The 11619-nt window shown below is 71.5% G+C and carries 11 protein-coding genes; 4 read left to right on the top strand and 7 right to left on the bottom strand.

Annotated features, from left to right (window positions below; all coding sequences use genetic code 11):
- From ACZ7M7_RS24400 to allB, 3 genes are all read right to left on the bottom strand, one after another.
- On the bottom strand, positions 1-362 hold a 362-nt coding region (locus ACZ7M7_RS24400; RefSeq protein ID WP_472120238.1), incomplete at its 3' end, for a transposase.
- A gap of 364 nt (positions 363-726) precedes the next feature.
- A complete protein-coding gene (alc, locus tag ACZ7M7_RS24395; protein ID WP_472120236.1) occupies positions 727-1857 on the bottom strand; it encodes an allantoicase in 1131 nt (376 codons plus the stop codon).
- Positions 1858-1895: 38 nt separating this feature from the next.
- Complete coding sequence (gene allB / locus ACZ7M7_RS24390) at positions 1896-3236, bottom strand: allantoinase AllB (protein WP_383609586.1); 1341 nt, start codon at positions 3234-3236, stop codon at positions 1896-1898.
- A gap of 247 nt (positions 3237-3483) precedes the next feature.
- On the opposite strand from allB, the gene ACZ7M7_RS24385 reads away from it, so the two are divergent.
- Entirely contained in the window at positions 3484-4284 is an 801-nt protein-coding gene (locus tag ACZ7M7_RS24385) for an IclR family transcriptional regulator (RefSeq protein ID WP_383609583.1), read from the top strand.
- Between the two features lie 3 nt (positions 4285-4287).
- On the opposite strand, the gene ACZ7M7_RS24380 is transcribed toward ACZ7M7_RS24385, so the two are convergent.
- Positions 4288-4602: a DUF5955 family protein gene (locus ACZ7M7_RS24380; RefSeq protein WP_472120234.1), complete on the bottom strand. Its 315-nt coding sequence runs from the start codon at positions 4600-4602 to the stop codon at positions 4288-4290.
- A 184-nt stretch (positions 4603-4786) separates the two neighbouring features.
- Between ACZ7M7_RS24380 and ACZ7M7_RS24375 the strand changes: the two genes are divergently transcribed.
- Positions 4787-5389: a nucleotidyltransferase family protein gene (locus tag ACZ7M7_RS24375; protein ID WP_472120232.1), complete on the top strand. Its 603-nt coding sequence runs from the start codon at positions 4787-4789 to the stop codon at positions 5387-5389.
- A 199-nt stretch (positions 5390-5588) separates the two neighbouring features.
- Positions 5589-7211, top strand: coding sequence for a malate synthase A (gene aceB, locus ACZ7M7_RS24370; RefSeq protein WP_472120230.1), 1623 nt, complete (start codon positions 5589-5591; stop codon positions 7209-7211).
- A gap of 4 nt (positions 7212-7215) precedes the next feature.
- On the opposite strand, the gene ACZ7M7_RS24365 is transcribed toward aceB, so the two are convergent.
- Genes ACZ7M7_RS24365 through ACZ7M7_RS24355 form a run of 3 tightly spaced genes read right to left on the bottom strand, consistent with a single transcriptional unit; the run spans position 7216 to position 9921 of the window.
- Positions 7216-7494: an Rdx family protein gene (locus tag ACZ7M7_RS24365; RefSeq protein ID WP_383622747.1), complete on the bottom strand. Its 279-nt coding sequence runs from the start codon at positions 7492-7494 to the stop codon at positions 7216-7218.
- Positions 7491-8405 carry a HipA family kinase gene (locus tag ACZ7M7_RS24360; RefSeq protein WP_472120227.1) on the bottom strand — a complete coding sequence of 305 codons (915 nt, stop codon included), beginning with the start codon at positions 8403-8405 and terminating at the stop codon, positions 7491-7493. The genes ACZ7M7_RS24365 and ACZ7M7_RS24360 overlap by 4 nt, the downstream gene beginning before the upstream one ends.
- Before the next feature lie 22 nt (positions 8406-8427).
- Positions 8428-9921 carry an IucA/IucC family protein gene (locus ACZ7M7_RS24355; RefSeq protein ID WP_472120225.1) on the bottom strand — a complete coding sequence of 498 codons (1494 nt, stop codon included), beginning with the start codon at positions 9919-9921 and terminating at the stop codon, positions 8428-8430.
- A gap of 140 nt (positions 9922-10061) precedes the next feature.
- On the opposite strand from ACZ7M7_RS24355, the gene ACZ7M7_RS24350 reads away from it, so the two are divergent.
- Positions 10062-11576: an IucA/IucC family protein gene (locus ACZ7M7_RS24350; RefSeq protein ID WP_472120223.1), complete on the top strand. Its 1515-nt coding sequence runs from the start codon at positions 10062-10064 to the stop codon at positions 11574-11576.
- The last annotated feature ends 43 nt before the right edge of the window (positions 11577-11619 follow it).

The raw sequence follows: 11619 nt of genomic DNA, 5'->3' as shown, positions 1-11619 counted from the left end.
CCGACCGCTCCGCAGTACTGGCGGGCCACCCCGACCGACGCCTTGCCGCACTTGGGGAACGACACGTCGTCGATCACCCACACCTCAGGCCTGACAACTTGGGACAGCCGCTCGGCGATCCGCTGCCTGACCGGCAGCGGATCCCACGGCGACTGATTCACGAACTGCTGCAGAGCCTGCATGTTCCCGTCCGGCAGACGCTCGGCCATCGGCTGGATCGACTTGCGCCGACCGTCGAGCATCAGGCCACGCAGATAACACTCACCCTTGGCCCGCTGATCCCTACGCGGCACCGAGGCGAAGACATCCGCCACGAACATCGCCAACGCCGCCCGTAATCGGTTCACTTCATGCGCATCCACCAGACCAACATGCTCTTGATCAGCACCAACGGAAAGACCTAACGAAGCACTACTAGGTCGTGTCCCGCAAAGTCCCGTCGTCCGCCCGGAGGGCAGGCCCGCGGCGTCCGGCGCGTGCTCTCGGCGTGCCGGACGGAGCCCTTTGTACTGGACGCACTCGGGGCTTCGCCCGGTGCGGCGGTGGGGACCCCTCCCGCTCGAGCGAAGCCGAGAGCGGGGGGGGAGCGTGCCAGGCGTCGCGGGGCAGGCGGGACTTCGCGGACACGGCCCAGCTCCTGCGGTGGGTCCGGCCTCCCCCGGCCGGAGCCACGACCGCGTTCGGGCCCTGGCGCACCGGTGTTGGAGTTCCGGTGCGCCGGCGGCGTCAGCCGCCCAGCTCCTGGTGCCGCGCCGCCAGGCCCGCCGTGCCCTGCTCCGTCAGCGAGCCGTGCAGCCGCAGGCGCGAGATGCCGCCGTCCGGGAAGATGTCCACGCGCGCGTGCGTGCCCACGGCGGGGTTCGGCAGGACGAAACGGTGGTTCGTGTCGGGCTGGAGGCGGGTGCGCGGCAGGATCTCCGTCCACTCACCGTCCTCGCCGTCCTTCACCGACACCGAGGCCCAGCCGGCGCTGTTGCCCTTCAGGTACGCCGTGTCGATCTCGATCGCGCGGATCTGGGACTGGGCGACGAGGCGGTAGCGGATCCAGTCGTTGCCCTGGTCGCGGCGTCGGCGCGTCTCCCAGCCGTCGTCCATCTTGCGGGAGCGGCCCGGCTGGATGGTGTTCGTGGCGGGCGAGTAGAAGAGGTTGGAGGCGTCCTCGACCTGGCCGCCATTCTCCAGGGCGACGACGTCGAGGGTGCCGAGCACCTCCAGCCACTGCGGATCCGGCGCCACCTCGCCGTACACGCGCAGGCGCGCGATGCCGCCGTCGGGGTGCTGGTTGACGCGCAGGTGGGTGAAGCGCTGCTCGACGTCGATGGCGAAACCATTCGCCGCATGCCCGCCCACCGGCGTGCGCGGCACCAGCGTCGTCCACTTCACGTCGTCCGCCAGCAGCTCCTGCGGCGACGGCGAACCCGGCACCGAGGTGGCCTCGATGGACACCGCCTGCGGATAGTTGCCGCGGAAGTGGGCCGTGTCGACGACGATCCCGCGGATCACCCCGGGCGCGCCGAGGCGCACCAGTGCCCAGTCGTGGTCCTCGGCCGTCGGCCACGGATGCTCGGCGGAGGCACCGCGCCGCCGCCGGGTCTCCCAGCCGTCCATGATCTTGCCCTTGTGCCCGAAGTGCTCGGGGTCGAACTCGGCCCGCTCGGGCAGCAGAAGGTTCTCGCGCTGGGCGAAGAACTCGTCGTTGGCGGCGATGACACCGGCGCCCAGCCCGCGGTCGGCGAGGTTGGCGTGCTGGGTGAACGGGAAGTCGGCGGTGCGGTGGTCGGCGTAGGGGTCGCCGCCGCCGTAGGGATTCGCGTCGCCGGTGAAGCTGGCCAAACCGGATTGATGCTGCGCCGTCACGGTGATCAGGTCTGCCTTTCGAGGTCGATGGGTGGGATTCAGCTGGTCCGGGTGAGGAGTCGCCCCTTCGGGTCGGTGAACTCGCCGTCCGTGACGATGCGTTCGCCACGCAGCCAGGTGGACTTCACGACGCCGTGCAGGGTCTTGCCCGCGTACGCCGTCACGCGGTTGCGGTGCTGGAGGGCGGCCGGGTCGACGGTGAACGTCTCGTCGGGCGCGAGGACGGCGAAGTCGGCGTCACGGCCCGCCTCGATGGCGCCCTTGCGGTCGTCGAGTCCGACGAGCTCCGCCGTCCGCGTGGACATCCAGCGGACCACGTCCTCCAGGCCGTGGCCGCGCCTGCGCGCCTCGGTCCATACGGCCGCCAGGCTCAGCTGGAGTCCGGAGATGCCGCCCCAGGCCGTCGCGAAGTCGTCGGTCTTCAGGTCGGCCGTGGACGGGGAGTGGTCGGTCACGATGCAGTCGATCGTGCCGTCGGCCAGCGCCTGCCACAGCAGGTCCTGGTTGGCGGACTCGCGGATCGGCGGGCAGCACTTGAACTCGCTGGCGCCGTCCGGGACTTCCTCGGCGGTGAGGGTCAGGTAGTGGGGGCAGGTCTCGACGGTGATCCGGACTCCGTCCGCCTTCGCCTCCGTGATCAGCGGCAGGGCGTCGCTGGAGGACAGGTGCAGGACGTGCACGCGTGCGCGCAGGGCCTTCGCCTCACGGATGAGCTGGGCGATGGCCGTGTCCTCCGCGTCCCGGGGGCGGGAGGCCAGGAAGTCGGCGTACTTGGGTCCCGGCTGCTGCGGGGCGGAGGCGAGCAGGTGCGGGTCCTCGGCGTGCACGATGAGCAGACCGTCGAACGCGGCGATCTCGGCCATGGAACGGGCCAGCGGATCCCGCTCGAGGTGCGGGAACTCGTCCACGCCGGACGGCGACAGGAAGGCCTTGAAGCCGAAGACGCCTGCCTCGTGCAGCGGGCGCAGGTCCCTGACGTTGCCGGGCAGGGCGCCGCCCCAGAAGCCGACGTCGATGTGCGCCTTGTCGGCGGCGACCTTCTGCTTGACGCGAAGGTTGTCGACCGTCGTCGTCGGCGGGAGGGAGTTGAGCGGCATGTCGACGAGGGTGGTGATACCGCCGGCCGCCGCGGCGCGCGTGGCGGTCCAGAAGCCCTCCCACTCGGTGCGGCCCGGGTCGTTGACGTGCACGTGCGTGTCGACCAGGCCGGGCAGCAGGACGTCGTCGCCGAGGTCCTCCAGGCGGGCCCCGGACGGGACTTCGGCGTCGTACCCGAGTACGGCCGTGATCTTGCCGGCGGAGACCAGGACCGAGGCGGCCCGTGTCCCCTCCGGGGTGATGACGCGCGTCGAGCGCAGCACCAGTTCAGCGTCGGACACCCGGACCCCTCTCTGCCGCCGTTCACTTCCGCGTAACGGAATTCAACTTTCTGTTGAAGGAGTCTCCGCTCCCGTTCCCACGCCGTCAAGGGCACACTTCTCCACAGTGCACCCGCCCGCCACTCTCTGGACGTTTCCACAAAGCGGAATTACAATTCCGGCAAGCAGAACGTAGCTACGTACAAGCAGGGAGTCAACCGACCGACGGGTAGGCTTCTGAGCTCCTACCGGTCCCGAAAGGAACGCCGTGCCGTCGTCCAGCGCCAGCACCACCGACTCCGCCAGGTCCAGCTCCAATGGTGGCGTCCAGTCCCTCGAGCGCGCCTTCGACCTGCTGGAACGGATGGCGGACGCGGGCGGCGAGGTCGGCCTGAGCGAGTTGTCCGCGAGCAGCGGGCTGCCGCTGCCCACCATCCACCGCCTCATGCGGACGCTCGTGGTGTGCGGTTACGTACGCCAGCAGCCCAACCGCCGCTACGCCCTCGGCCCGCGCCTGATCCGCCTCGGCGAGTCCGCGTCCCGGCTACTGGGCACCTGGGCCCGCCCGTACCTCGCCCGGCTGGTCGAGGAGACCGGCGAGACGGCGAACATGGCGCTGCTCGACGGCGACGAGATCGTGTACGTCGCCCAGGTGCCGTCCAAGCACTCGATGCGCATGTTCACCGAGGTCGGCCGGCGCGTGCTGCCGCACTCCACCGGTGTCGGCAAGGCACTGCTCGCCTCCTTCCCGCCGGAGGAGGTGCGGGCACTGCTGTCCCGCACCGGCATGCCGGCCGCCACGGAGAAGACGATCACCACGCCGGACGGCTTCCTCGCGGCCCTGGAGGAGGTGCGGCGCAACGGCTACGCGATCGACGACAACGAGCAGGAAGTCGGCGTCCGCTGCCTCGCCGTCACCGTCCCCGACTCCCCCACCGCAGCGGCCATCTCGATCTCCGGCCCGGCAGGACGGGTGACCGAGGCGGCGACGGACAAGATCGTGCCGATGCTGCAGCAGGTGGCCGTCGAGCTGTCGGAGGCCCTGGCCAGCTCGACGCCGACCGCCTAGACCTCAACGACGCGGCGGGTCCCCGAACATCTCCACCGCGTCCCGTACGGCCGACAGCCCCCGGGACAAGGCGCTCACCGAGCCGATCGCGCCCGCGATCAGCAGTAACGACCGGCGCAGACGCGGGACTTCGGGGGCTCCCTCGATCGTCATCGCGGCCAGCGCGGCGAGTTCGTCCTCGGCGATTCCCCGGTCGGGGAACTCGCCGGGGTGCGCGGCGAGTTCGCGGCGCAGACGGGACACGGCCGTCCGCAGTCCCGCCACCCTCAGGTCCTCGTCGCTGCCCGTCACCGACCTCTGCCCCAAGCTCCGCAACAAAGCTCCCCCTCGCACGCCGTTGTGCGCCAGTGGTCACGCATCCCCCGTCGAGCACCCCTGACGGTGGTCGGGCGCCGGGGACGCGGGTCAGTAAACGCCACCGCTGCCGGGCGCGCCACCATACGGACCGAAATTCAGCCCAACGGCACCGGCCGCGCCCGCGGACGTCAGGTATGCAGGACGCATGACTGACAAAGAAGCCCCCCTGGTCGCGGGCCTGCTGCTCGCCGCCGGGGGCGGACGGCGGCTCGGCGGACGCCCCAAGGCCCTGCTCCGGCACCGTGGCCGACCGCTCGTCGAGTACGCGGTCGCAGTGCTGCGCGCGGCCGGGTGCACCCGCGTGCACGTGGTGCTGGGCGCGCAGGCCGTCGCCGTACGGGAGCAGGCGGAACTCGGTGACTGCGTCCTGGTGGAGAACCCGGACTGGGCCGACGGGATGGGCTCCTCCCTGCGCGCCGGGCTCGACTCGCTCGCGGGCACGGGCGCGCGGGCGGCGCTGGTGTCGCTCGTCGACCAGCCCGGCATCGGCCCGGAGGCGGTCGCGCGCGTGCTCGCCGGCTACCAGGACGAGGCATCGCTCGTCTCGGCCGCCTACGACGGTGTACGCGGGCATCCGGTGCTCTTCGGCGCCGCCCACTGGGCGGGCATCGCCGCGACTGCGACCGGCGATCGAGGGGCACGCGCTTACCTGAAGGCGCACGAGGCCGCGATCGGGCTCGTCGAGTGCGGGGACGTGGCCCGGCCGTACGACATCGACACGGAGGCCGATCTCACCCACCTTGAGTGAAGGCGGTGGCACCCAGAGCCACCTTGCCTCGACCCAGAGAATCTCGACGTCAACAAACCATTGAACTTCCACCATGAGGAAACTAGTATCCACTGTTCAGAAGCGCCCGACTGCTCCACGGGCGCTCCCAGCCGTATCCGGGAAGACTGGCACCCGGTGCCAAAGCTCGTCCGTAGTTCGCTGAAGGAAGTGACAGCTCATGTCCGCACCAGCGCCGTCCCCGCTGGCCATCGTCGACGCCGAGCCCCTGCCCCGGCAGGAGGAGGTCCTCACCGAAGCGGCCCTCGCCTTCGTGGCCGAGCTGCACCGCCGGTTCACGCCCCGGCGTGACGAACTCCTCGCCCGCCGTGCGCAGCGCCGCGCCGAGATCGCCCGCACCTCCACACTCGACTTCCTCCCGGAGACCGCCGCCATCCGCGCGGACGACTCCTGGAAGGTGGGCCCGTGCCCGCCCGCGCTGCAGGACCGCCGGGTCGAGATCACCGGCCCCACCGACCGCAAGATGACCATCAACGCCCTCAACTCCGGTGCCCGGGTCTGGCTGGCCGACTTCGAGGACGCCTCCGCGCCGACCTGGGAGAACGTCGTCCTCGGCCAGGTCAACCTGATCGACGCGTACACCCGGAACATCGACTTCACCGACCCGAAGTCCGGCAAGTCGTACGCCCTGCGCGCCGGCGACGAGCTCGCCACCGTCGTCATGCGCCCGCGCGGCTGGCACCTGAACGAGCGTCACCTCCAGATCGACGGTGAGCCGGTCCCCGGCGCCCTCGTCGACTTCGGCCTGTACTTCTTCCACAACGCGCAGCGTCTGCTCGACCTCGGCAAGGGCCCGTACTTCTACCTCCCGAAGACGGAGTCGCACCTGGAGGCCCGCCTCTGGAACGAGGTCTTCGTCTTCGCGCAGGACTACGTCGGCATCCCGCAGGGCACCGTCCGCGCGACCGTCCTGATCGAGACGATCACGGCGGCGTACGAGATGGAGGAGATCCTCTACGAACTGCGCGACCACGCCTCCGGGTTGAACGCCGGCCGCTGGGACTACCTGTTCTCCATCGTCAAGAACTTCCGTGACGGCGGCGCCAGGTTCGTCCTCCCGGACCGCAACGCGGTCACGATGACGGCCCCGTTCATGCGCGCGTACACCGAACTCCTCGTCCGGACCTGCCACAAGCGCGGTGCGCACGCGATCGGCGGCATGGCGGCCTTCATCCCGTCCCGTCGGGACGCCGAGGTCAACAAGGTGGCCTTCGAGAAGGTCCGCGCCGACAAGGACCGCGAGGCCAGCGACGGCTTCGACGGCTCCTGGGTCGCCCACCCCGACCTGGTCCCGATCGCCATGGAGTCCTTCGACAAGGTCCTCGGTGACAAGCCCAACCAGAAGGACCGGCTGCGCGAGGACGTCTCCGTCCGGGCGGGCGACCTGATCGCCATCGACTCCCTGGACGCCAAGCCGACGTACCCGGGCCTGGTCAACGCCGTCCAGGTCGGCATCCGGTACATCGAGGCGTGGCTGCGCGGCCTCGGCGCGGTCGCCATCTTCAACCTCATGGAGGACGCGGCCACCGCCGAGATCTCCCGCTCCCAGATCTGGCAGTGGATCAACGCGGGCGTCGAGTTCGAGAACGGCGAGCACGCCACCCCCGAGCTGGCCCGCAAGGTCGCCGCCGAGGAACTGGCGAACATCCGCTCCGAGATCGGCGAGGAGGCCTTCGCGGCCGGCCACTGGCAGCAGGCCCACGACCTGCTCCTGGAGGTCTCCCTCGACGAGAACTACGCGGACTTCCTGACGCTGCCGGCGTACGAGCAGCTGAAGGGCTGAGCCCTCAGGAAGCCGGTTTGTCCGAGTGGCCCAGGGACTTTCCCGGGGCCACTCGGTCGCGTACGGCCTGCTTGACCGCCGTCGGCTCGGGGAACCCCTGCTCGCGGCGGTCCCAGACCTCTTCGCCGTCGACGCGGACGACGAAGATCCCGCCCTTGCCCGGCTTCAGCGCCAGTTCGTCCAGCTCCGCCTCGAAGGTGGTGAGCAGCTCCTGCGCCAGCCAGGCCGCCCGGGGTAGCCACTTGCACTGGGTGCAGTACTCGATCTCGACACGGCCACTCATCCGAGGTGCACCGACCAATCCTGTTCCGCGGCCGGCTTGCCGTGCAGGTCGGGCACCTGCTTCAGCCAATTCGGCCGGCCTTCCTGTGACTTCGCCGCCCGTTGGGCCTGCTCGGCGGCGAGTTCCTCCCGGGTGGGGAAGTCGGTGGGGAGCCAGGCGGAGGACGCCCGCACGCGCGCGTGGAGGTGGCCGACGTAGGCCTCGCGGAGCGCGTCGGGCGTCCCGAAGCCGGGCTCGTCCGCCAGCCAGGCGTCCGGCACCTCGGCCACGATCCCGCGCAGCAGTTCCTCGCTCACCCTTGGCGCCAGCTCCGCGTCCGCGGCGCGCACGTCGGGGGCGTAGTGGCCGAGGGCGTGGTGGCGGAAGTCGTAGGACTTCCCCGGGTCCGAGCCGTCCCAGCGGTGGTGGAAGACCAGGGCCGCTCCGTGGTCGATCAGCCACAGGCGCGGCGGGACCGTGCCGAAGGTGGGCCAGATCATCAGGTTCGAGCTGTGCACCGTACGGTCGACGTTCGTGGTCAGGGCGTCCAGCCAGACGATCCGGCCCGCATCCAGCGGGTCGACGGGGAAGGTCTTCGCGACCTCCGGGGTGAAGTCCCGGGCACCCGGCAGAAAGTCCATCCCGAGGTTGACCCCCGCGCTGGCGGCGTGCAGGTCCCGCACCTCCTGGTGCGGCTCGCTGTCCGCGACGGCGGGGTCGAAGTGGACCAGGACCAGCTCGGGGAAGCGCAGCCCCAGGGCGCGGGCCAGCTCACCGACGATCACCTCGGCGACCAGCGCCTTGCGCCCCTGCGCGGAACCGGTGAACTTCACGACGTACGTGCCGAGGTCGTCGGCCTCGACGACTCCGGGCACGGAGCCGCCGGACCGCAGCGGGGTCACGTATCGAACAGCAGTCACATCGCGCAGCACACCCGCCAGGGTAAGTCAGCGCTCACCCGGCCAGCGGGTTCGGGAGGGGCAGATAGCGGGCGTCGGCGCCGTCCGCGCCCGTCCAGCGCAGCAGCAGGTTCGTCTTGCCGGGGAGCGTGGGTGCGGTGAGCAGGCCGGCGACTTCGGGAAGGTCGTGGCGGGCCAGTTCGCGGCGTACGGCGGGCCAGGGGTCGAAGCCCGGGTGACGCTCGGCGAGGGCCGCGGCGACCTCGCAGAGGTGGTTCACGACGAGCGTGTACACCAGCCGCTCCCAGCCGGCCGCACGGGACACGTCCGGCAGCAGCTTCACGCCCTCGGCGTCCCGGAACAGGGCCTGTACCGGAATGCCGTCGCCGTCGACCGCGACGAGCGTGTTCTGCAGGTGGGCCTCCAGGACGACGCCGTGGTCGGCGAAGGCCGCGAGGGCGGGCGGTACGACTGCGCGCAGGTACGCCTCCCACCAGGCCGTGTCGCCGAGCGGGCTGCCTTCGAAGCCCTCCACCAGGCCCGCGGCGAGGATCGGAGTGGCACCGGGCAGCAGGTGGCCGTGGAAGCCGTCGCGCACCAGGACCGCCAGTTCCTCGTACGCGAAGTCGGCGGTGCGGTAGCCGCGGTCGGAGAGCCAGGCCGCGGGGCTCGTGGCGAACGCACGGGACGCCGCCGCATCGGTCCTGCGGAGATTCAGCAGGTCGTGGCGCCACAGCCGACGGATGTCATTGGTGATGCGGACGTCGAGGCTGAACTTGAGGAAGAGGTCGCCTGCGGAGACGGACTCGGGTGCGCACTCGGGGACGTACAGCGTGCGGATCGCGGCCGTCGGCCACGCCTTGGAGCCGGTCGTGCCGAGCCGGATCAGCCGCCCGTCGGCGAAGGCGTCCGCGAGCTCCCGGCCGACCAGGTCCAGCTGCCACGGGTGCGCGGGCAGCAGCCGGTACCCGGGAGGCGCCTCGCCGAAGGCGTCCAGGGCGGAGGTGTCGCCGTCTTCGACGACCGCGTCCTCGCGCAGGCCGAGCAGCGTCAGCGGGAAGCGGGCATGCGCCTCGGGGGCGTACGGCAGCCAGGCCGCGGCCGGTCCGCCGCCCCGCGCCTTGGGGGCGGGGTGGTACGGGTGGCCGGTGAGGAGGCACTGCTCGGAGCGCAGGTAGGGGTCCGCCGGCGGCTTCGCACGCGCGCGTGCGGTGAGCAGCACGGCCACCGTGTCCCGGCTGTCGATCATCTCGGCGGGCAGTTCGTCGTTGGACAGGCCGGTGTGGCGGCGCAGCTCGTCGGCGACGAGCTTGACGAGCTCGGTGTGCCCGATGCGCTGCCAGGTCCCGTCCGCACGCACCTCGGGCTCGGTGGGCCGCCGTTCGCCGAGCACGCGCAGCAGGCGGCCCGTGCGGTGCAGCCGGTGCACACGCCGCTCGCCCGGGCCTGGTACGGGCTCGGCCACCTCCCGGAGCAAGCAGTTCAGCAAGGGCGCGACCGCGTGGGCGTCGGCAGCTGTGGACAGGGGGTTGGGGTGCACTCGCTCCACTCGTTCTCCACGGTCCGTTCAGGGCGCGATCCACGGCCCGTTCAGGTCTGTCCCTACGGTCCGTTCCGGTGGGAAGACGATCAGTATGTCTGTCGTCGGCACCTGGTCCGACGTCCTACTCGTACCCGAGGAGCCCGCCCGTGCACCCTCTCCCCAGCGCCGAGGCCGAGGTCGGCGCCGATCTGGCCGACGTACGCCCCGAACTCGCGTCGCGGTACGCCGCCGAGCTGCCCGGGGCCCGGGCGGCCGTGCTGACCCGGCTGTGGCGTGCCCTCGCGCACGAGCCCCTGCCCTGGGTCGCCGGCCGCGAGGCCGGCCGGGAGGGCCTCACCCTGTGCCTTTCGGACGGGCGCCGGCTGCACGGCCCGCGTGCCGACCCGTACGCCACGGCCGCGTACGTCACCACCGTACGGCTCGACGGGACGTCGTACGACGATCCGGCCCGGCTGCTGACCGACCTCTCCGTACCGCACGGCACGTCCTTCGCCGCCGAACTCGGCCACAGCGTTGCCTCGTTGGCGCTGGCGCGGGCCGGGCAGGGCGGTCGCCCGAAGGAGTGGCCGGTGTCCGACTGGGAGTGGGAGCAGCGGGTGGCCGACGGGCATCCGTTCCACCCCAACTGCCGTTCCCGGCCCGGCTTCTCGGTCGCGGAGCAGCTGGCGTACGGGCCCGAGCACCGGCCGGTGGTGACGCTGGGGCTGGTGCCGGTGCGGGCGTCGGAGTGCCTGGCCACGGGCCGTTGGCCGGAGCGGATGCGGGACGGGGAGAGGCTGCTGATCCCGGTGCATCCGTGGCAGGCCGAGCATGTGCTCAAGCGCCCCTACGACCCCTACGACGACGGGATCGCCGCGCACCCGCTGATGTCCCTGCGCACCCTCGCCCTCCCGGACGGACCGCACGTGAAGACCGCGCTCAGCGCACGCCTCACGTCCTCGGTGCGGGACATCTCGGTGTACTCCATCGGCATGTCGGCCACATTGTCGGACTTCGCGGCGGTGCCGGCGGCACGCATGGACGGGCTGCTCCACGTGACCCGCACGCTGGGGGCCGTCACGGCCAACTCTCCGGACCTGGCCGCGGTGTTGCGTGAGTCGCCGCAGGAGTACGCGGGGTACGGCGAGCGGGTCGTACCGGTGGCCGCGCTGGCCACCACCGACCTGCCCCGATCGCCCATGTGGCTGGCCGAGTTCACGCGTCTCGCCCTCACCGTGGGGCTGCGGCTGCTGGAGCTGGGGGTCGCGCTGGAGGCGCACGGCCAGAACCTGCTGGTGGTGCTGTCCGCGAGCGGCTCCCCGGTGCGGCTGGTCTACCGCGACCTCGCCGACATCCGCGTCAGCCCGGCCCGGCTGGCCCGGCACGGCATCCCGCTGCCCGAGCTGTCCGGCCGGATCGTCACGGACGACGTGCCGACCCTGCGCCGCAAGCTGTTCGGCTCGCTGGTGGCCGGGGCGCTGGCGGGTACGGCGGGCTCGGGCGCGGCGTTGCGCGGGGCGCTGGAGGCAGTCGTACGCGATCTGCCGGACACCGCGGACCTCGCAGCGCTGCGCCGGGAGCCGCTGCCGACGAAGGCGCTGACGCTGATGCGGCTGTCGCCCGGGACGCCGGGGGACCAGTGGGCGGAGCTGCCCAATCCGCTGGTCACCGAGGTGTTCTGACCTCGTTTTGAAGCGGGACGCCTCTGATCAATAAGATCCGCCG

Source organism: Streptomyces sp. NPDC111606 (assembly GCF_055656945.1).
The sequence above is the reverse complement of the archived record's forward strand: the minus strand, read 5'-3'. Positions and strand labels throughout refer to the sequence as shown.

Excerpts from the sequence above, each read along its gene's own strand:
- ACZ7M7_RS24375 (WP_472120232.1), top strand. The coding sequence starts at position 4,787 with ATGACTGACAAAGAAGCCCCCCTGGTCGCGGGCCTGCTGCTCGCCGCC.
- aceB (WP_472120230.1), top strand. The coding sequence starts at position 5,589 with ATGTCCGCACCAGCGCCGTCCCCGCTGGCCATCGTCGACGCCGAGCCC.
- ACZ7M7_RS24365 (WP_383622747.1), bottom strand. The coding sequence starts at position 7,494 with ATGAGTGGCCGTGTCGAGATCGAGTACTGCACCCAGTGCAAGTGGCTA.